The organism is Tissierella sp. QWL-11 (assembly GCF_058683765.1).
This window is the reverse complement of the sequence record NZ_CM178750.1, coordinates 2457609-2480054: the sequence shown is the minus strand read 5'-3', so window position 1 is coordinate 2480054 and position 22446 is coordinate 2457609. Positions and strand designations below refer to the sequence as shown.

Genomic DNA, 22446 nt, shown 5'->3' with positions numbered 1-22446 from the left:
AATTCGTATACCGTTTTAGTATTCTAAGGATTTAAGCTATTGTAAAACTATTATTGGGTCATAATGGAAAGATGGAGTGTTTTAGTATTCTAAGGATTTAAGCTATTGTAAAACTTACCCCCTTGGAAGAGAAGTGACAGCATATGTTTTAGTATTCTAAGGATTTAAGCTATTGTAAAACAGATACACCAGCGTTAAAAAACAAAGTGGCGTTTTAGTATTCTAAGGATTTAAGCTATTGTAAAACACATAGCACTTACTTAGGTAGGTGCTTTTAGTTTTAGTATTCTAAGGATTTAAGCTATTGTAAAACCTCACCAGATACTACTTCTTCTAATGTAAAGTTTTAGTATTCTAAGGATTTAAGCTATTGTAAAACACATAGCACTTACTTAGGTAGGTGCTTTTAGTTTTAGTATTCTAAGGATTTAAGCTATTGTAAAACTAATATGGTGTAATTAGCATTACCCAAACTGTTTTAGTATTCTAAGGATTTAAGCTATTGTAAAACAGCTTTTTATGCAGCACAAATAGCAGGTCAGTTTTAGTATTCTAAGGATTTAAGCTATTGTAAAACTGTAGCTTATATTATGTATAGAACGTATATGTTTTAGTATTCTAAGGATTTAAGCTATTGTAAAACTATTTTCTGAAACGGTTTTATTAAGAACTAGTTTTAGTATTCTAAGGATTTAAGCTATTGTAAAACCGGGTAGTAAAATTGATGTAACCATTGGAAGTTTTAGTATTCTAAGGATTTAAGCTATTGTAAAACATACTTCTATGTATCTTATAGGCTCAAATCGTTTTAGTATTCTAAGGATTTAAGCTATTGTAAAACAGTTAAGTTACATTCTAGTATGTTTCTATTATTTTAGTATTCTAAAGACTCAAGCTATTGTAAAGCCATTGTATTATCTTTGTTTCAAATCTAATACAATATTTTATTAATATAAAAACTGAAGGTCATATATTTACTGATCTTCAGTTTTTATATGTTTGCTTACATAAAATCCTCCATACTTTACACCCACCACTTCTTCATATAATATAGAATTTAACACAAATAAAAAATATTTTTACACAATTTTACATATCAGGTACCAAAATCCATTATCTTTTTCGTATACTATAATGAAACCGGGAAATGGATTAGCTAAACCAAATATTTTAAATTTCAAAATCAATTTTAATTGTAAAAAAATTAAAAGAGAGGTAGGTTCCATGGAAGTATTAGATAAAAAACTTATAGAATCTAGGAAAAGTAAGGATAATATTTCTAGATCTAAACTTATAGAAGAATATATGCCATTTATAATAAAAGAAATATCTAAAGTAACAGGAAGATACGTATCATATGAAAATAGTCTAGAATTATCCGTTGGACTTGTTGCATTTAATGAAGCTATTGATAGATATGAAAGAGATAAAGGTTCATTTGCGAATTTGGCATCCTTAGTTATTAGGAGTAGGATAAAGGATTTTTTGAAAAAAAATGACTACTATGAATATAATGTACCTATTGAAGAAAATGAAGAATTTGGAGAGATAGTTGAATTTGAAGAAAATCAACTTAAAGAAGAAGTAGATAAATTCAATAGAGTATTAGAACAATTTAATATAGATATTGAGAATCTAGTAGAAGAATCTCCAACTCATAAAAAAACAAGAAAAGAAAATATAGAATTAGGCAAAAATATCTCAAAGGAAAAGCCAATAGTAAATAAACTATATAAAACAAAGAAATTGCCTATGGCAGATATAATTCTAAAGTTTAGAACAACAAAAAAGAAATTAAAATATCACAGGAATTTTCTAATATCTGTAATTATTGTTTTTAATGAAAATTTATCTAATATCATGGAATTTATGAACTTAGGGGGGACCTCAAATGATTAAAGGCGTAATAATTAAAGTGAAGAAAAATCATAGTATTATCTTATCAGAGGGGAAATTTTATAAAATAAAGAATAAAGGGGCTATGGAAGAGGGAAAAAAAATCATAGCCATTAAGGAGGATATAATAATGGAAACAAAGAAAAAAGCAATAGGTATAAACAAATATATGGCAATAGCAGTAGCAATAGCATTAATATTCTCAGCGGTATTTGCATCATATAGTTTTAGTGATAAAGCATATGCAGTAGCAACAATAGATATAAATCCAAGTATAGAATTAAGATTAGATGAAAACTACAAAGTAATTAAGGTAAATGCATTAAATGAAGATGGAAAAACTTTAAAAGATTTAAATCTTAAAGGCATGGAAGTAGAAGATGCTGTAGAGGCTATAGTAGAACATGCAGAGGAAAAAGGATTTATAAAAGAGGATAAATCATCATATGTTTTAGTGACTACAGTTGTTTTAGATAAAAAAATTAAAAATGATGACGATGAAAATGGAGTAAATAAAACAATACAAAAACAAATTCAGACAAAAGCAGATAATAGTAAAGTTCTTAAAAAAGTTAATATAGCAATGAATGGGATAACAAAAGAAATATATAAGGAAATAAGGAAAGAAGCATACAAAGGTGAAGAGCATAAAAATATACCTCTTGGAATTCAAGCTTTAAGAGATAAGGTAGATGAAAATGACTATGAATCAATACAAAAATTCTTTGAGGATGAAAGAAATATACAAATATTTGAGGAAAATGGCGATATAATTCTAAATACAAGGGACAAATTAGATAAATTAGTAAAAGAATTAGTTAAAATTAAAGAAAAAGGAAATTTAAATGTGGATTTAGATGATCTATTAGAAGAAGCTGATAAAATAGCTAATATTAAGGGCGGAAATTCAGAAGATTTATTTGATGATATGGAGGACTTGGTAGATGAAATAGAAGATGTAATAGAAGATGTAATAGAAGATATATATGATGCCAACTACGGCGACGATGACGATGATGACGATGATGACGATGATGACGATGACGATGATGACGACGATGAAAAAGAAAGACAAGAAGAAGTTAAAGAAAAAGCTAGAGAGAAAAGAGAAGAGATAGAAGAAAAATTAAGAGAGAAAGAAGAAGAAAAAAGAGAAAAAGAAGAAGAGAGAAGAGAGAAACAAGAAGATAAAGATCAAGATGATGACGATTATGACGACGATGACGAATAGATATTGAGACTGTGAAATAGTTCATATAAAAAATGCTTCCTAGTTAGAGAATGTAAATAACTTTGTGCTTCAGAGAGAACTACTTATCTCTAAACTGACACGAAATATTAAGATGGATAAAATTTACAAATTAATATCTTAATTTTATCTTTGCCAAGACTATTTTATTTTATGCATTAAAATCAATAGTTTTGGCAATAATTTTATATAAGTGATGTTATGACTTTTTGTAAACATATATTGGACTTACCTTTGCAAAAAGATTTTTTATTTTCACTTGTAATTATGGGCTTTAAACCAGCCTTACAGGCTATTTTAAGGCCCATAATTCCAAGTTTAGAAGGTTTTCATACATGAACTAATATAATTCTATGAAAGATAGATATTTACTCGTTCTTCAAAGAATATAGATAACTGATTTATGATTAAATCCCATTTTTTATATCTTTGAGTCCATTTTTTCATAGTATTTTGACTAGCTAGGTAAAGTATTTTTTCTAGAGCTTGATCAGATGGAAACATAGTTTTAGTCTTGGTTACTTTTCTTAGCTGTCTATGGAAACCTTCTATTATATTTGTAGTGTACATTATAGTTCTAATCTCCTGAGGATACTTGAAAAATGGAGATAATACATCCCAATTTGATTCCCAACTTTTAATTGCATGAGGATATTTATCTCCCCACTTACTTTCAAGTTCTCCTAGGTTATCAAGAGCTTCTTCTTCATTTATGGCCTTATATACTGATTTAAAGTCATTAGCAAACTCTCTTAAATGCTTATAGCTAACAAACTTAAAGGAATTTCTAAGTTGATGAATTACACATCTTTGTATTTCAGATTTAGGATATGCTGCATTTATTGCTTCTTTAAGTCCTGTTAATCCATCTACACTAAATATTAATACATCTTGCAGACCTCTATTTTTCAAATCATTTAAAACTCCAAGCCAAAACTTTGTTGATTCATTTTCACCTATCCAAATTCCTAAAACATCTTTAAATCCATCTAAATTAACGCCTAAAACTACATAAGCTGCTTTGCTTTTTATTTGTCCATCTTCTCTTACCTTGTAGTGTATTGCATCCATAAAAACAAAAGGATAGATTGGATTTAATGGCCTATTTTGCCATTCTTTTATATGTGGAATTATACTCTCTGTCATTTTACTTACCATCTCTGCTGATATTTCTATTCCGTATATTTCTTTTATCTGTTCATGAATATCTCTAGTTGACATACCCCTACCATAAAGAGCTATTACTTTTTCTTCTATACCAGAGATATCTCTTTTATTCTTAGGTATTACAATTGGCTCAAATTCGCCTTTTCTATCTCTTGGTACATCGAGTGGAATCTCACCAAATTGAGTTTTTACAGTTTTTGGAGTATATCCATTTCTGCGATTATCAGTATTTTTATTTCTTTTATCACCTTTAGAATATCCTAATTCCATATCTAACTCCGCTTCCAACATTTCTTGAAGTGCGTCTTTAAACATATCTTTTAGATACGAATGAAGATCTCCTGCTGTTTTTAAATTTCCGTCATTAATCATATTTCTTAAAACTTCTTTTGGTAAAGTTGACATAAAAAATTCTCCTTTCTGGTTCAAATCTTATTTTGATTCTTGCCAGAAAAGAGAATTTTATTTCTCGAAAGCACAGATTATTTTACACTACCCCTAGTTAGGGTGAAATTAATCTAACTAGGAAGCATTTTTTTCTCTGGTTTTTCTTTGATTTTCTCTAAAATGCTGGAACTACTCCACCTTCATAATTTTCTTCGATATATGTCTTTACTTCTTCAGATTGTAAAGCTTCTAATAACTTTATAAGATTTTCATCATTTTCTTCACCATTTCTTATTGCTATTATATTTACATAGGGAGAGTCAGCTCCTTCTATTAGTAATCCGTCATCTACAGGATTTAATCCTGCTTCTAAGGCGAAATTTCCGTTTATAACAGCTGCATCTACTTCATCTAATGCTCTAGGTAAATAAGCTGCCTCTAAGGGATTGAACTTTAAGTTCTTTGGATTTTCTACTACATCTTTTTCTGTAGCTTTTAAACCAGCATCTTTTCGTAATTTAATAAGTCCATTTGACTCAAGAAGTAAAAGGGCCCTTCCCCCATTTACATCATCATTTGGAATAGCTATTTCTGAGCCATCTTTTAAATCCTCTAGAGAGCCTATACTAGAAGAATAAAGGGCAATTGGTTCTATATGAACTCCTCCTAGGGAAACTAAGTCTAGACCTTCTTTTTGAACGAAGCCTTCTAAATATGGAGTATGTTGAAAGAAATTTGCATCTATATCTCCATCTTCTAAACTCATATTTGGAGTTACATAGTCAGTAAATTCTACTATTTCCAATTCAATACCTTCTTCTTTTAAATCATCTACTATTAATCCTAATAATGTAGCGTGAGGTTCAGGTGTAGCTCCTACTTTAATAGTAGTTGTTTCATTTGTAGTGCCTGCTTCATTAGATTCTCCACTACATGCTGTAAGTAGTGATACTGATAATACTAGTATTAATACAAGTGATAATATTTTTTTCATTTTAATTCCTCCAATTTTTTATTTTTTTATTTTAAAATATGTTTATACTTTTTTATCTTTTATCAATTTTAGTTGTGAGTCTAGTGCCTATAAACTGTACACCTTGAACTAAAATTATTATGATCACAAGAGCTATCAACATAACTTCTGTATCAAATTTATATAGTCCAAATCTAATAGCTAGATTTCCAAGGCCACCTCCTCCTATGGCACCTGCCATGGCAGAATAGCCTATTAAATTTATTATAGTAAGGGTGATACCTGAGACTATAGATGGGAGGGACTCTGGTATTAGAACTCTTCTTATGATCTGGAATACACTGGCTCCCATTGCCAGACTTGATTCTATTACTCCCTTATCTATCTCTCTAATACTATTTTCCATTAATCTAGCAACAAATGGAGCGGCAGCTATTGATAGGGGCACTATAGTAGCTGTTGTACCTATTGATTTTCCTACTATTATCTTTGCTAAGGGAAATACTAGGATCATTAGTATAATAAAGGGAATAGATCTTAAAATATTTATAATGCCATCTAATATTTTATTGAATAAGGGTTTTTCCCATATATTTCCCTTTTCAGTTATTACCAGGAGTATGCCAAGTGGGAATCCTATTATTAAAGAAAAAAAGGTAGATGCAACCACCATATAGATAGTTTCTAATGTTGGTGTAAGAACTAAATCTAACATTATATCACCTCCACATTTACATTTTCATTTTCTAAGAATTTTAAAGCATTATCTACTTCTAAATATTTCCCTATAAGCTCTAGCATCAAGTATCCTACACTTGTGGATTGTAAATTGTCTATACTTCCAGAGAGAATATTTACATCTATATCAAAGTTTTTAATTACCTTTGAGACAATTGGTTGCTTTGCACTATCACCTAAAAATGTAAGTCTTATTATCTTTCCTTTGAAGTCTTCCGGATTTATTATTTCTTCTTCAATACTTGTATTAATAGAGCTTATAAAGGTCTTAGCAGTTTTAGTCTTTGGTCTTTTAAATAGGTTTTCAACTGTGTTTTCCTCTATTACCTTTCCATTTTCCATTATTGCTACCTTGTCACAAACTTGTTTTACTACCTCCATTTGATGGGTTATCATTACTATGGTTAATCCAAACTCATCTCTTATCTTTTTTAAGAGTTTAAGTATAGATTTTGTAGTTTGAGGGTCAAGGGCTGAAGTTCCTTCATCACTTAATAGCACCTTTGGATTATTTGCAATGGCACGAGCTATGGCAACTCTTTGTTTTTGACCTCCACTTAATTCACTTGGATAGCTGTACTTTTTATCTTCTAATTCTACATATTCTAAAAGGGTATCAACTCTCTTTTCTATATTTTGTTTTTCCCAATTTTCTAGATGTAGGGGAAAGGCTATATTCTCATATACCGTCTTTTGAGAGAGAAGATTAAAGTGTTGGAAAATCATCCCAATCTCTTTTCGTTCTTTTCTCAAATCTTCTTTATTTAATTCAGTGATATCTACTCCATCTATAATTATCTTTCCGGAACTTGGTTCTTCCAATCTATTTAGACATCTTATAAGAGTAGATTTGCCTGCACCACTTAGTCCTATAATTCCATATATCTCTCCCTTCTTTATATCTAAGGAGACATTTTCTACAGCATTTATACATGAATTTCCTGAGTGAAATTCTTTTGAAACATTATGTAATTTAATCATAAATAATTCCTCCAATCTAAAAAATAAATTAAAAAAAGCTCTCGCCACTTTGCAAATGCAAAGGGACGAAAGCTTAAGCTTCGTGTTACCACCCTAAATTTATACTCTTCTCGCGAAGAAATATCTCTTCAAGTACGCAGGAGTAATCCCTAAATACTCTAGCACTGTAACGTGTGCACACGTAATTGTTTAAACTTTTCAACAACCAGGCTCCAAGACCATATTCAGCTTGCTATCCTTTATTCCATTTCACCAACAGGAACTCTCTGTAAAAGTATTCACATGCTTACTCTTCTTTTCAATGCCTTTATAGAATTGTGATTTATTGATTATAGGTATTGTATTATGAAAAAATATATTTGTCAACTGTTATTTTATAAAAAATAAAATTTCTTTTTTAATTTTCTTATAATCAACAGAAAAATTCCATCTTAAGATTATCACATTAGGGTATACTTATAAATATAATAAATTATCAGATATTAAGGATGGGATTAGATGAACTCAGATGGGAATATAGCAGGACAACTAATTTTGATATTTATATTGACACTAGTAAATGCCTTTTTTGCTGCAGCAGAAATGGCAATAGTATCTACAAATAAAAAGAGAATAAAGGTTAAAGCAGAAGAAGGAGATAAAAAAGCACAAATGCTTTTAAGAATATTAAAAGAACCCTCTAGATTTTTATCCACAATCCAGGTAGGAATAACTTTTGCTGGATTCTTCTCATCTGCTTCAGCAGCTGTAGGTATTTCTGATGATTTAGGAAAAGTTTTATCAGATATGGGAGTTCCCTTTGGTAAAGATATTGCATTTATAGGTGTCACTCTCTTATTATCTTATATAATTCTTGTATTTGGAGAACTAGTACCAAAGAGAATAGCTTTACAGGATGCAGAAAAATTTTCTATGTTTGCAGTAAAACCTATAAATATATTTGCTAAATTAATGAGGCCTTTTGTAAGCTTTCTATCCTTTTCTACAAATACTATTATAAGGCTTTTAGGATTTAGCAATGCTGGTGTAGAAGAGAAAGTCACCCTTGAAGAGATAAGATCTCTTATCCATGTAGGACAAGAGCAAGGTGTAATTAATCCTGTTGAAAGGGAAATGATAGATAGCGTTATAACTTTTGATGATAAAGTTGCAGAGGAGATAATGACTGCTAGAACAGAAGTTTTTATGATAGATATCGATGATTCTAATGAAGAGAATTTAGAGAGAATGTTGAACTTAAAACACTCTAGAATACCTGTTTATAAAGATCATCTAGATAATATAATAGGGATACTTTATTTGAAAGACTATTTGCTACAGGCTTATAAATCTGGATTTAAAGATATAGATATAAAAAGTATTATGAGACCACCATATTTTGTGCCAGAGCATAAAAATATCAATGATTTGTTTGTGGAATTACAGAAGACTAGAAATCATTTTGCTATATTAATAGATGAATATGGAGGATTTTCTGGCATAGTAACAATGGAGGATCTTATTGAGGAGATTGTGGGAGATATTGATGATGAATATGACTATGATGATCCAGATATAGAAAGAATAAATGATAATGTCTATTATACTAGAGGATCAGTATCTATAAAGGAGTTAAATAGCAAATTAGATTTAAGATTAAATGAACAATCAGAGTATTATGATACCCTTGGTGGATTGCTTATATATATATTAGGTTATATCCCTTCAGATGAAGAAGAAAAGATAATAAAATACCAAAATATAGAATTTAAAATCGAAAAAATTAAAAAACGTAGAATACAAAGGGTGAAAATAACTATTTTAAATGAGAAAAAAAGTTAAGAATTTGTAATAAATGCTAGACTAGTCTATTTGACTAGTCTTTACATTTTGTGCTATATTTATATGTTGAATTAATACTTTAAATATGTTAAATTATATATATAGTATATAGAATACACCCGATACACTATATCTAGTTGGTGATTGGGTGTTTTAATAATTATTAGGGGGATTAGAATGTTGAAGGTAGAAAAACGTAATGGCTCTGTAGTAGATTTTGAAAACGAAAAGATCGCAATAGCTATTTCTAAAGCAATGAAAGAAACGGAAAAAGATCTTGATGAAGATTTAGCTAATAAAATAGCACTTCAAATTGAAGAAGATTTTAAAGATAGAGAAAAAGTAAATATAGAAGAGATTCAAGATTCTGTAGAAATTTATCTTATGAAGGAAAGACCAGATGTAGCTAGAAAATATATTATATATAGAGAAGAGAGAACTAGGCTGAGACAGCAGGGTTGGGATATGTCAAACCTGCAAAGGGATATCTATGAAAAGAAATATAGATATGACGGTGAAAGCTTTGATGAATTTTTAGAGAGGGTAAGTGGAGGAAATAATCCTATTAAAAAGGCTATTAAAGATAAGAAATTTATGCCTGCAGGTAGAATATTAGCAGGTAGAGGTTTAGACAAACTTGGAAGAAAGATAACCTTAAGTAACTGTTATGTTATGCCTAAAGTAGAAGATAATATAGAATCAATCTTTGATACTGCTAAGTATTTAGCTAGGACTTATTCTTATGGAGGAGGATGTGGACTTACTCTTTCAAAATTAAGGCCTAAAGGAGCAAAGGTAAATAATGCAGCTAGCACTACTACAGGAGCAGTATCTTTTATGGACCTTTATTCTCTAGTAACAGGACTTATAGGAATGCGAGGAAGACGTGGAGCGTTAATGTTAAATTTAGATTGTCATCACCCTGATATTGAAGACTTTATAAATGTTAAAAATGATTTAGAAAAAGTTAATTATGCAAATATATCTGTAAATATAGATGATAAATTTATGGAAGCTGTAAAAAATGATGAAGAATACCAATTATATTTTAAAGTAGAGGCAACAGGTGAAGAAATAATTAAGACAATAGAAGCTAGAAAATTGTTTAGAGTTTTAGCTAAAAATAACTGGAATATGGCAGAGCCGGGTATACTTTATCAAGATAAGATAAACGCATGGCATATAATGAGCGAAGATGAGGATTTTGAATTTGCTGGTGTAAATCCTTGTGCAGAAGAAACACTACCTCCATTTGGAAGTTGTAATTTGTCATCTATAAATTTAAGTGAATTTGTAAAGGATCCATTTACTAGATATGCTAGATTTGAATTTGAAAAATTTGGTGAAATGGTTAGAAATGGAGTAATTTATCTAAATGAGGTTTTAGATGAAAATATGAAACTTCATCCTCTAGAGCAGCAAAGAGACATGTCAGAAAAATTAAGACAAATTGGACTTGGCATTATGGGTGCAGCAGATATGTTTATTAAATTGGGAATAAGATATGGTAGCAAAGAATCTTTAAGTCTTGTGCACCAAGTGGGTAGAACTATGATAAATGAAGCTTTAAGACAATCTGCTTTACTTGCAAAAGAAAATGGACCTTTCCCTAATTATAAAAGGGATAGTGTTTTAAATTCTCCATTTTTAAATTCTAATGCAGATGAAGATGTCCTTGAGCTTATAAAGGAACATGGACTTAGAAATAGCCAGCTTTTAACAATACCTCCTACTGGAAGTATCTCAACTCTTATAGGATGTAGCAATGGTTTAGAGCCAATATTCCAAGTTTCTTATACTAGAAAATCAGAATCACTTCACCATGAAGACACATACTATAAAGTGTTTACCCCTATTGTAAAGGAATATATGGATAAGAATAATTTAAGTAGAGAAGAGGAACTGCCAGATTTCTTTATAACAACTTCAAACTTAGGGTATAAAGATAGAATTCATGTGCAAGCTGTATGGCAACAATACATTGATGCAAGTATTTCCTCTACTGTAAATGTACCAAATGAATTCACTGTAGAAGAAGTAGAGGATCTTTATATGTACGCTTGGGAAAATGGACTTAAAGGAATAACTATATACCGTGATGGATGTGCAAGATCTGGTATTTTAATTACAGATAAGTCAAAGAAAAATAGATTAGATAAAATAGATGAGCTTCAAAGAGAAATAGATGAATTAGCCCAAGAGCAATTAGAAGAAGATCCAGATACATGCCCTATGTGTGGTGGTAAGTTAAACCACTCTGGAGGATGCTCTGAGTGTCAAGACTGTGGATATAGTCCTTGCTCTATATAATTAATACAAATATTTAAAACCTAGACATTTGTCTAGGTTTTATTTTTATATAGATGATAATACATGCACCTTTGAAACTATTCCCTTTAAATTATTATCTTCATCTATTACAGCCAGTGGGAAACTTGATTCTGTTGCTAAGCTTATTATGTCGCTTAAGATAGCATCAGGAGAAGTAGTAGCTATATCTTTTATCAATACATCAGATATATTTAATCCTTCTTTATGTGCCCTTATAGCATCATCTACTGTTATGACTCCTCTTAGTTTTGTTTTATCAGATATTACATAAGCACTTGAAACTCCATTTTCCCTCATAGTCTTTATTGCTATTTCAGGATTATCTTTCAATCTTACAATACTACTTGGTGTAATCATTACATTTCTAACACTTATTACTTGAGTTTTATCTGCACTGTCTATAAATTGTTTTACATAATCATTTGCAGGATGAGAAGTCATTCTCTCTGGTGTATCTATTTGAATTACTTCTCCATCCTTCATAATAGCTACTCTATCTCCAAGTTTAAATGCTTCGTTTATATCATGAGTAATAAACACTATAGTCTTATCAAGCTTTCTTTGTATAGTAAGAAGTTCAAATTGCATATCTTTTTTAACTAATGGATCTAGAGCAGAAAATGGTTCATCCATTAGGAGTACCTCAGGATCATTTGCAAGTGCACGAGCTATACCTACCCTCTGTTTCATACCACCTGAAAGGCTAGTAATAGGTTCATTTTCTAAGCCTTCAAGACCAACCATAGAGATTACTTCTTTAGATTTTTTATGTCTTTCTTCTTTTGATACTCCTTTTACTTCTAGACCATATTCTACATTTCCTAAAACATTTCTATGGCTCATCAAACCAAAACCTTGAAATACCATAGATACTTTTTCTCTTCTATATTCATTTAATTCTTTTTTATTGAATTTGCTAATATCTTTTCCGTCATAATAAATATGACCTGTAGTGGGTTTATTTAACATATTAAAACATCTAACTAATGTAGATTTACCAGAGCCAGAAAGACCTATTATAACAAAGATTTCTTTCTTTTTTACTTCTAAATTTATATCCCAAAGGGCTGTAGTGACTTTAGTTTTATCATATATTTCATCTTTACTTAGACCTTGTTGCTTTAATTTCATAGCTTCTTTTTTATCTGCACCATATAGCTTTGATAAATTTTCAACCTTTAGTAGAGTTTCTCTTGTTTCATCATTTCTATCATCTTCTATATAATTGTTTTGAATATTATTCTCCATCAGAGTTCACCTCAATCTTTCCACCTAGACCTTGGGTAATTCTATCTAGGATGACAGCTATTATAACTACCGCAGTACCTGAAATAAGTCCTCGTCCTATTTCTATACGATTAACACTTATCAATACTTCCATACCCAGTCCTGTAGCACCTATCATAGATGTGGTAACTACCATGGCCATTGCCATCATTATTGTCTGATTTACACCTGCCATTATGGTAGGCAGCGCTTGTGGTATTTTTACCTTAACTAAAGATTGAAACCAAGTTGAACCAAAGGATAGAGAAGCTTCTACAATTTCTTTATCAATTTGTCTTATACCATGACTTGTGAGTCTTATAATTGGTACTATTGCATATATAGTAGTAGCAATTACTGCTGGGGGTTTACCTAGTCCGAAGAATAAAAGAGCTGGTATTAAATATACAAATACTGGCATAGTTTGCATTGTATCTAAGACAGGTCTTAGTATAGTATTAGCTCTTTCGTTTGAAGATATTAATATCCCTAAAGGAAAACCTAAAGCTAAGGATATTAAAACTGAAACTATAACTATAGATAATGTTTCATACATATGTCCCCATAGACCTACTACACCTATTAAAAATAGTAGAGTTCCATATAAAATTCCCTTATATATCTTTCCACTTATCTTCCAAGCTGCAAGTACTACAATTAATATAAGGACGAACCACGGTATGAGTTCAAGTATTGAGTGGACTCCGTTTACAAATCCTCCTAGAAATGATCTGATATTACCAAAAAATGAATCATATTTAATACTAAAAGCCCTTACTGAATCATCAATTGCCTTAGTATCAATATCGTATACAAAAGGGAAACTAAATAGCCAATCTGTATTCATCCTATCCCTCCTATTTTAAATAATCTCTCATTATTTGAGCATCTTCTTCACTTAACCATTCATCTAATAAATTGTCGTTTTCTTTTAAAAACCATTCTGCAGTTTCTTTATAATTATCCCCTGTATCTTGTATATGTGCTAGAGCTTGTGAAGTTAATTCACTAGATGTCTTATAATTACTTAAAAACTCTACAATTTCTGGATTATTATCTGCAAATTCATTGCTTGCAACTACTGTAGTATCGGTAGCTGGTATTGCTGAAGCCCCATCTCTAAAAGTTTCTGGATCAGACTCAGGTTCTTCTAAAAATACAAAATCGTATTTGCCCATTAACCAAGTAGGTTCCCAATAGTATCCTGCTATAGCTTCTCCTCTTTCATAAGCGTTTGAAAGGGCAGCAGATAAAGCGGCATCAGAGCCTGGTCTAAAATAGATAAAGTTTTCGTCTAAATTATAGTATTCATACTTAGCATACATTAAATCGTCAGCATCCCAACCAGGAATAGCTCCATATACTCTACCCATACCTGCATTCTCTTCATCAGGGAATACATCTGGATACTTTTTTAAGTCTTCAACTGTTTTTAAATCAGGAGCCATAGGCTCAATTCCTCTTTCCTTATCTCCTTCTATTACATATCTTGGTACATAAAATCCTTGACGATTATCGTTAAAGTTTACACTTAGTTCTTGTAATCTTCCTTCTGCTATGTCTTCGTCGTATGTGGGAATATTCATAGTCCACTCTTCCATGTGTACATCGATCTCTCCGTTTAATACACCTTCATGAGTTACTGGTGAAGATCCAGGAACTTCTTCCCAACTATATCCATAAACTTTTTCTGCAATTAAACCTGCAACTGCATTATGAAATTTAATACTGTCCCATCCTGCATCAGCAAAGACAATATTTCCCTTTGTAGATGAATCATCTTGTGAGCAAGATGCAAGACCCCCTAGTAGCAATATTGATATTAAAAATAAACTTAAAAACTTCTTCAAACAAAACACACCTTTCTTTTTCTTCCCATTATCCTGACCTTTTTATCTTAACATTTTTTTTGCAAATGTGTCAAATTAGCCCTTCCCAAGGCATAAGCGAAAATATACTCTTATCCTACTAATATCAATAGATAGGATAATTTGGATTTTTTTGTATTTTCTATGATTTCAGTAAGTAGAATTTTAGAATGTATAATCCATTATATTATTCAATTATATCCTTAATTTAATATATAAATTCAATATATTAAATTATAAAAGGATTAGTCTAAAAATGATTGCAATGCTGCAACTATTTTTAGACTAATCAAGACTATTTTTCAAGATTATCTTTTACTTTTTGGGCAGATTCTTCATCTAACCATTCATCTAATAGATCTTTATTTTCTTGTAAAAACCATCTTGCAGTCTCTTTATAATTTGAATCTGTATCTTGCATATAAGCTAATGCATCAGAAGTTAATTGACTTGATGTTGTATAATTACTTAAGAAATTCACTATATCTGGATGCTCTTCATCGAAATCATTACTAACAGCAACAGTAACCCTTACTGGAGGTAAGGCAGTTTCACCATTGAGATAGGTGTCTTTGTTAAAGGGCTCGTCCTCTAATAATACAAAGTCATATTTACCCATCAACCAAGTAGGTTCCCAATAGTATCCAACTATAGCTTCTCCTCTTTCATAGGCATTCGACAGGGCAGCAGCTAAAGCTGCTTCTGAACCTGGTCTAAAATATATGAAATCTTTATCCAGGCCATAGTGGATATATTTATTGTGCATTATTTTATCTATTTCCCAACCGGGAATAGCTCCATAAATTCTGCCCTTATCAGGATTTTCATCATCTGGAAATAAATTTGGATATTTTTTTAAATCATCTACTGTCTTTAAATCAGGAGCCATAGGCTCAATTCCTCTTTCACTGTCTCCCTCTATTACATATCTAGGTACATAAAAACCTTGATAATTATCATCAAAATTCACACCTAATTCTTTAAGTTTTCCAGCTTCTAAATCTTCTGTATAGCTTGGGATATTGTCAGTCCATTCTTCCATGTGAACATCAATCTCTCCACTTATTACCCCTTCATGAACTACAGGGGTAGAACCAGGAATTTCTTCCCAGGTATAGCCAAAAGCTTCTTCAGCTATAGTACCTGCAACTGCATTATGAAATTTAATACTATCCCATCCTGCATCAGCAAATTTAATATTCCCTACATCAGAACCTTCATTTGAACAGGCTGTCAAACTTATAATAAGAAGTGCTCCTATTATTATCAAACTTAAGAATCTTTTCAAATGCAACACACCTTTCTTTTTTTGAAATAATCAGTCTTTTTAATGTTATCATAATTGATATAAATATGTCAAATTATACAAAGGAAGAGCTAGCAAAATACATATGAAAAATTAATTATCTAACAAGATTTTATAAAAGGAAATTATTGGAAGGGAAATTACAAATATTATGATTAGTTTTCATATACCCTAAGATAAACTTGGGAAATCATAAATTAAATTATATCTTTGTAAAATAAGAGCATGGCACCAGAAGTAGTACTATTTGCAAGGCTTAAACTACATCTAGACATCTTATAAAATTTACTTCGCTCTTCAGATATATTTTGAAATTTCTTATATATCCTAAGAGCAACTCTAGCATTAAATACTATATAATCTTCTATGGAATCCAGCATATAAATATTTTTGTTTAAGCTGAAATTATTTATATATTTATATGTTTTTTTTATATATGTTTCATATTGCCTATGATCGTCTAATAATCTTATATTTGCATGCTGAGGAATTGTCATATCTTGGATTAAATGAATTGATGCACCAAAATAAAACATAGATTTATTTTTTTTATTTAAACTCCAAAATTTAATAGATTTTTCATAATAATCTAAGGCTAAATTTAAAGCATTTTTTCTTCCATATAGCCCCTTTTTCTTATAAGGATTATAAAAATGACTAGAGCTTTTAAAATCCTGATCTGCCCAAACCACACCTTTATTTATTTCATCTATATATTTGATGAAAAAATTATATTCATCTAGATATCCATTATTTTTCAAGATATTCAAAGCATTAGAATTTATATACTTATGAATTCTACAATGTGTGTTGATTATAGATTTTTTAATAGGATTCACAACCCTAAATGTTCCGTTTAAAAATTTATTATAAGTTTTCTCTAATTGTCCCATATTAGTCACCTCTAGATTATATATCTATATATTACCCTAAGTAGTTAAATTTTAAGTATTAATATTATTGTCTTTAATCTTATTTTTTATTTGAAATATTGATATAATGTTTAAATATAAAAGATAATTGAGGATGATTAAATGAATCAAAATATAAAATTATCAGTTAGAAATCTAGTAGAATTTGTAATGAGATCAGGAGATATAGATAATAGTTTTAAATCAATAAATAGGGCAGTAGAAGGAACAAAAGCTCATCAAAAGGTGCAAAATTCTTATGGAGATAATTATAAAAAAGAAGTAACATTAAAACATAATATAGAATACAAAGACTTTACAATAGAGCTACAAGGTAGAGCAGATGGTATTTTAGAATTAGACAAAGAGATAATTATAGATGAAATAAAAAGTACCAATAGGGATTTAGAATTTATAGAAGAAGACTATAATCCTATACACTGGGCTCAGGCGAAGGTTTATGGATATATCTATTGTATACAAAAAGAATTAGAATATATAAATATACAATTAACTTATTTTAATATAGACACAGAAGAAAAGAAGATATTTAAAAAAAGCTTTTCCAAACTTAAATTAGAAGAATTTGTTTTTTATTTGCTAGAGAAATATATAGACTGGGCAAGCACCACCTTTTCCTGGCTAGAGACTAGGGATGATTCTATTAAGAGATTAAATTTTCCTTTTAATGAATACAGAAGAGGTCAGAGAGAGCTTGCCATAGCAACATATAAAACTATAAAAGAAGAAAAAAAGCTCTTTGCAAATGCACCTACAGGGATAGGAAAAACCATATCCACTTTATTTCCAGCTATTAAATCTATTGGGGAAGGACTTACTTCTAAGATATTTTATTTAACTGCAAAAACCATAACTAGAAAGGTTCCCGTAGATTCCATAGAGATAATGAGAGATAAGGGCCTAAGAGTTAAGACTGTAATAATAACAGCAAAAGATAAAATATGTATAAATGATGAGGTGAAATGTAATCCTAAAGATTGTATTTATGCCAAAGGGCATTTCGATAGAGTTAATGATGCAATTATGGATATATTTGAAAATGAAGATTTAATAGACAGGGAAACTGCTTTAACTTATGCAGAAAAATATCAATTATGTCCCTTTGAATTTGTATTGGATGTCAGTCTTTGGGCTGATGTGATTATAGCTTAGTTGGAAATAACCTAAAGGTAATTAGTTTTAATAAAGTTTATATGTAAGACCGTGGAAGTATGTGGATTGTGTAATTTCATTTACATTGTATTATATACAGGAAATTAGGAGAATTATATACAGGTATTTCCTTTTAAATATTGCATAATTAAGCAATAGTAGCTATAATAATGGTGTCTACTATTTTAGTAGGGAGACTGATAAGGACTAGAAACCATTAGATACAATTAATTTGGCATAGATATTGTGTTTTAATAGTTTGAATATTTATGGATAGGAAAGAACTTTTATTCAAGTTTTTGATTATCTTGTATTTAAATTTATATAAAAATGCGATTAAGTAGGTTGACAAGACAATCTTCTTAATCGTATTTTTTGTTTTTACAAAATTACTGGAGAGGTGATAATATTTCAAAATTAAAGGTAGTTAAAAACAATAAAAAAACAAATTATTACAATGAGGTTATTAAGCAAGTGCGATTTAAGAAAAAAGAATATGCTTTATTATATGATTCTGGAATTATAAAAAGATATATGTTTATTGTTTTAGAGAACAAAAATACAGGAATATATAAACCGACTATTTATAGTAAATATTTTAACAATTATACAAATGGATTAATAAACAAGGAAATTAACACCAAAAGAAATCATGCAAACATAATTGTTAACTTTCTAAACTACATATTTATTGACAAATATAATGAATATAATATTAGTGATATTAGAGAGTTAACATTAGAGATGGGAGAGAGATTTTTAGGAGATTATGCTAATGGAAAAATTGGAGGGAAGAATAGTAAAAGTGTAGATGTAATTAGTGATGCAAATGTTAAGCTAAGTTATTTTTATAAGTTCCTCTTTGAAGAGTTTAGTTTAAAATATATTGATCAAAATATCTTTAAGTTTAAGGAACATAAAATAAAAAATATAACAACAATATCTATCAAACCCCTGTTTATAGTATTGTATCCAGCATATATTGGAAAGTTGAAGATAAAAAATATTACATTAGATGTGGTTGCTGAATTAATAAAAATCGCCGAAGAATTTTATCCGGAAATAGCACTAGGTCTAGCGTTTCAAGCATTTGGAGGATTAAGAGCTGGTGAGGTTTGTAGTCTGACCACATATTGTGTTAATTATGGGGTTACTATAAATGAGGTGACTTGGCTAGAGTTAGATTTAAGGTATGATTGGCAATTAAGAGATAATAAGAAGGAAACTGCTCAAATTAAGAAGGCTCGTATACAACCAATTCATCCTGCGTTTATGAAGGTAGTTAGCTATCTATTTAAGAAACACCAGAACTTGTCAGTTAATAATAAGAATCCATATAATCCGCTATTTACCAATAGAGAGGGTAATGCTTTGATTGAAAGGAGCTATTATTATAAATTTTCGAAGATAAAAAATATACTAATTGAAAGATTGTCCTCAAGTCCAGATATACTGATGCGATCACAAGCAAATTTACTTATGTCTGGAAGTTTATCTCCACACAGTTTACGATATTTTTTCTCGCAATTTATAGCAGATTTAACTACCACAAAATCATCCGTTGAAATTGCATATTGGAGAGGTGATAGTGATTTAAGTACAGCAATTTCATATTTGTCATCAGCATCAATTATGTCTGAAAAATTAAAAAAAATTCAGGAAGAAACTATGAAATCAATTTTGGGGGCGAGTAATAATGACTAATATTAAGAAAACATCTTTAATAAACATATTTAAGGAACATTCTATTAGTAATATGACACAAGATCAAATTAAAAGGTATTTAAAATATGTATTAAAGAGATTTGAATTAAATGTATTTGAGGATGATGGTAACATATTTTTGGATAACGAGTCGAAAGAGAACATTGAAGCATTTAAAGAAATTATAAATAAATATAATAATGTAATGAGTAATACTAGCAATTACTATACTATCACTGATTTATCTAATATATTTTCATTAGGTCCGCACAGTATTAGAAAGTTAATAAAAAAAGGGGCATTTGAAGTTTATGCCTATGTATTGAATAGTCCACATTATACTTCATATTTTCTAATGAGTGATGTAGACAATATAAAATCCTTTTTAGACAAAACTGTATCTGTCTCGGAAATTGTGGATATTGTAAAAAAAGAATATGCACTTGATTTAACTTATAGTATGGTAAAGAGTTTTCTAAAAAAAAGGAAAATAATTTTTTACGATAATCCAATAGATTTGGTAGAAAATAGAATTTTAAAAGATGATTTAATAATCTTTGAGGAGTTTCCAATCCTGGATTTTGATTCTAACTTATACTACACAATTAAGCAAATTGAGCAGAAATTCAAGATAAATGCTTATTCTGGTAATTATGGTAGAAATATCATTGATAAGAAATATTTTAAGGGGGTAGGTTATTACAATAAAGCAGAGGTTGATAGGCTTTTTTATATAGATCAAAATAGCATCACACTTAATGAAATATGCGAAGAGTTGGATATTGTATTAGAGACTTTAAGAAAAAAACTAAAACAATATGGTATTAAGTATCATAGAGGTGGAACTAAGGTCTATAAATATAGTGTAATAGCCGTAGAAGATTATAATAAATTTATTGAAATGTATAATGAAGAACAGGTCTACAATAACATAGAAGATATCTATGATAAATTTTTATATAATATTTCAAAATTAGAAGATAATATAGATGCTAAAAAAAGCAAAAAAATATTTATGGATTTCTCAGTGGAGAGGTATAACATAAATAAAAATAAAAAGAATTTAATTAAGCCCTTGGTAGAAATTTATAAAGAGGTATTGCTAACTATAAATAAGGAAATTGTTCTAATGGAAGATAAGGAAATTATTAAACTTATTTCAAAATTAGAAAGTAAAAGTAAAAAAACAAGAGAAGAATTTGTTTTGTTACTAGAGTATATATCTAAAAACTATGAAGTCAATTATAAGAACAAATATACTTATACAGGGCGTTTAAATAAAAATACGAATAAAACTGACTTTGATAGTAGAAGAATAACAAAAGCTTATACGTATGAACAATGGATAAATTTTGGTGCTTTAGTGTTCCTTAATATAGATAATCAAGAATATATAGAGAAAGCATTAAATACAAGAATGAATTCAATGGTGTGGTTGTATTGTTCATTACATTATTGCTCAGCTTGGAGGAAATCTGATTACATCAATAAGTTACCTAATTTAGAGTTAAAAGATATAATTGGTATTTCTTCTGAACACTTCATTGACTGGCTAAAAGCAGGGAATTATTTTACTTTAGATATGGGACAAGCCATATGCAATTATATTATATTAGAGTTGAAGATGTTTAATAAGAGGCATATGAAAAACAAACAATCACTTAGGTTGGATATAGCTAATAGCCTTATAAGACCAATAGGATTACTGATAGCAATAGCTGAATCTCATAGAAAAAGAAATGAAATGGATCCTGAATACTATAATTATACTACTAATACAATATTAACCAATGCCTGTAGTCATAAAGATAATCATATTATTTTTTTTGGTGAAGAAAAGTATAATAAGATATTTAAAAATAGGAGTTTTAGTAACCTAAGTGCAACAACTACTTATTTACACAATGTTGTTAATGAAAGCAGTAAACAAAATTGGAATATTGGATATTACTTAGCAAGTATATCAAGAGGTCATACGTTGAACGAGAGAGAAATTGCATCAACAACGCAGACGTATTTAAGCGAGTTAAATAAGGATAATGATTTAGGTATTATATCTTTTAATCTTCATGATAGAGGAAGTTTTGGTTTTATATACTACAAATTATTAAGCATTGTATATGGTAATAGTTTTGACGACTTGAATCTAGATTCTCAAACTAAATTGATTAAAGATTTAGGCGCAGTATCGCCATTTGATATTGAAATTATAAATAAACGTTTGAATGACCAAGAAGTAATAATTGATAAGTTTTTGTTAGAATCACTTGTTAATAAGGAAGATTATGCGGTAATATTGAAAAAACTTTCGCAAGGCGAATTTCCTTCTAAAATGTCTTATTCACAATGTTTATTAAAGATTACAGGTAAAAACAAGTGTAAGTTCCCCCTAAGAGAAGATTGTGTTGGATGTGACTTTTTGATGCCTGAATTATTTTTTCTATTTAAATTTAATAATTTACTAAACAATTTAATAAATAATATACATTTAGCAAATTTGAAGTTTGATAAATTAAGATTGGGAAATATTCTGATAAATTCCTACCTACCTCTACTCAATGAAGCGATAAAATATTTGGGCTATGAAAGAGTAAATACTTTTATTAAGTTAGAAAAAATAAAAAATGAAATAAACAATCTATTGAACAATAATATAATCTATTTGGGGTGATAAT

General features: G+C 29.5%; 16 protein-coding genes, 1 CRISPR repeat array and 1 other annotated feature (1 of these 18 cut by a window edge). Of the genes, 7 read left to right on the top strand and 9 right to left on the bottom strand.

The window, feature by feature from the left end; all coding sequences use genetic code 11:
- Nucleotides 1–907: direct repeats of the CRISPR family, unit length 36 nt; unit sequence GTTTTAGTATTCTAAGGATTTAAGCTATTGTAAAAC (it extends 1643 nt beyond the left edge of the window).
- A gap of 317 nt (nucleotides 908–1224) precedes the next feature.
- Both AC4PG3_RS12310 and AC4PG3_RS12305 read left to right on the top strand, forming a co-directional pair.
- Nucleotides 1225–1899, top strand: a complete 675-nt coding sequence (locus tag AC4PG3_RS12310) for a hypothetical protein (RefSeq protein ID WP_492196922.1) — start codon at nucleotides 1225–1227, stop codon at nucleotides 1897–1899.
- Nucleotides 1892–3127: an anti-sigma factor domain-containing protein gene (locus AC4PG3_RS12305; protein ID WP_492196921.1), complete on the top strand. Its 1236-nt coding sequence runs from the start codon at nucleotides 1892–1894 to the stop codon at nucleotides 3125–3127. Before AC4PG3_RS12310 ends, AC4PG3_RS12305 begins: the two co-directional genes overlap by 8 nt.
- Before the next feature lie 369 nt (nucleotides 3128–3496).
- On the opposite strand, the gene AC4PG3_RS12300 is transcribed toward AC4PG3_RS12305, so the two are convergent.
- From AC4PG3_RS12300 to AC4PG3_RS12285, 4 genes are all read right to left on the bottom strand, one after another.
- Nucleotides 3497–4717, bottom strand: a complete 1221-nt coding sequence (locus tag AC4PG3_RS12300; RefSeq protein WP_492196920.1) for an IS256 family transposase — start codon at nucleotides 4715–4717, stop codon at nucleotides 3497–3499.
- 157 nt (nucleotides 4718–4874) lie between these two features.
- Entirely contained in the window at nucleotides 4875–5693 is an 819-nt protein-coding gene (locus tag AC4PG3_RS12295) for a MetQ/NlpA family ABC transporter substrate-binding protein (protein ID WP_492196919.1), read from the bottom strand.
- A 52-nt stretch (nucleotides 5694–5745) separates the two neighbouring features.
- On the bottom strand, nucleotides 5746–6387 hold the full coding sequence (locus tag AC4PG3_RS12290; protein WP_492196918.1) for a methionine ABC transporter permease: 642 nt from the start codon (nucleotides 6385–6387) through the stop codon (nucleotides 5746–5748).
- Nucleotides 6387–7391, bottom strand: a complete 1005-nt coding sequence (locus AC4PG3_RS12285; protein WP_492196917.1) for a methionine ABC transporter ATP-binding protein — start codon at nucleotides 7389–7391, stop codon at nucleotides 6387–6389. Before AC4PG3_RS12285 ends, AC4PG3_RS12290 begins: the two co-directional genes overlap by 1 nt.
- A 58-nt stretch (nucleotides 7392–7449) precedes the next feature.
- Nucleotides 7450–7702: a binding site (T-box leader), on the bottom strand.
- Between the two features lie 187 nt (nucleotides 7703–7889).
- Between AC4PG3_RS12285 and AC4PG3_RS12280 the strand changes: the two genes are divergently transcribed.
- Nucleotides 7890–9212: a hemolysin family protein gene (locus tag AC4PG3_RS12280; protein WP_492196916.1), complete on the top strand. Its 1323-nt coding sequence runs from the start codon at nucleotides 7890–7892 to the stop codon at nucleotides 9210–9212.
- Nucleotides 9213–9389: 177 nt separating this feature from the next.
- The gene (locus tag AC4PG3_RS12275; protein ID WP_492196915.1) at nucleotides 9390–11522 is read left to right on the top strand and encodes an adenosylcobalamin-dependent ribonucleoside-diphosphate reductase; all 2133 of its coding nucleotides are present in this window, start codon (nucleotides 9390–9392) and stop codon (nucleotides 11520–11522) included.
- A gap of 45 nt (nucleotides 11523–11567) precedes the next feature.
- On the opposite strand, the gene AC4PG3_RS12270 is transcribed toward AC4PG3_RS12275, so the two are convergent.
- From AC4PG3_RS12270 to AC4PG3_RS12250, 5 genes are all read right to left on the bottom strand, one after another.
- Nucleotides 11568–12791: a quaternary amine ABC transporter ATP-binding protein gene (locus AC4PG3_RS12270; protein ID WP_492196914.1), complete on the bottom strand. Its 1224-nt coding sequence runs from the start codon at nucleotides 12789–12791 to the stop codon at nucleotides 11568–11570.
- Nucleotides 12781–13656: an ABC transporter permease gene (locus AC4PG3_RS12265; RefSeq protein WP_492196913.1), complete on the bottom strand. Its 876-nt coding sequence runs from the start codon at nucleotides 13654–13656 to the stop codon at nucleotides 12781–12783. Before AC4PG3_RS12265 ends, AC4PG3_RS12270 begins: the two co-directional genes overlap by 11 nt.
- Before the next feature lie 10 nt (nucleotides 13657–13666).
- A complete protein-coding gene (locus AC4PG3_RS12260; RefSeq protein WP_492196912.1) occupies nucleotides 13667–14659 on the bottom strand; it encodes an ABC transporter substrate-binding protein in 993 nt (330 codons plus the stop codon).
- A 313-nt stretch (nucleotides 14660–14972) separates the two neighbouring features.
- Nucleotides 14973–15965: an ABC transporter substrate-binding protein gene (locus AC4PG3_RS12255; protein ID WP_492196911.1), complete on the bottom strand. Its 993-nt coding sequence runs from the start codon at nucleotides 15963–15965 to the stop codon at nucleotides 14973–14975.
- A 215-nt stretch (nucleotides 15966–16180) separates the two neighbouring features.
- A complete protein-coding gene (locus AC4PG3_RS12250; RefSeq protein ID WP_492196910.1) occupies nucleotides 16181–16876 on the bottom strand; it encodes a zinc dependent phospholipase C family protein in 696 nt (231 codons plus the stop codon).
- 141 nt (nucleotides 16877–17017) lie between these two features.
- Between AC4PG3_RS12250 and AC4PG3_RS12245 the strand changes: the two genes are divergently transcribed.
- The 3 genes from AC4PG3_RS12245 (at nucleotide 17018) to AC4PG3_RS12235 (ending at nucleotide 22442) form a co-directional block, all read left to right on the top strand.
- A complete protein-coding gene (locus tag AC4PG3_RS12245) occupies nucleotides 17018–18067 on the top strand; it encodes a PD-(D/E)XK nuclease family protein (protein WP_492196909.1) in 1050 nt (349 codons plus the stop codon).
- Between the two features lie 375 nt (nucleotides 18068–18442).
- On the top strand, nucleotides 18443–19771 hold the full coding sequence (locus tag AC4PG3_RS12240) for a site-specific integrase (protein ID WP_492196908.1): 1329 nt from the start codon (nucleotides 18443–18445) through the stop codon (nucleotides 19769–19771).
- Nucleotides 19764–22442, top strand: coding sequence for a hypothetical protein (locus AC4PG3_RS12235; RefSeq protein WP_492196907.1), 2679 nt, complete (start codon nucleotides 19764–19766; stop codon nucleotides 22440–22442). Before AC4PG3_RS12240 ends, AC4PG3_RS12235 begins: the two co-directional genes overlap by 8 nt.
- Nucleotides 22443–22446: the final 4 nt, after the last annotated feature.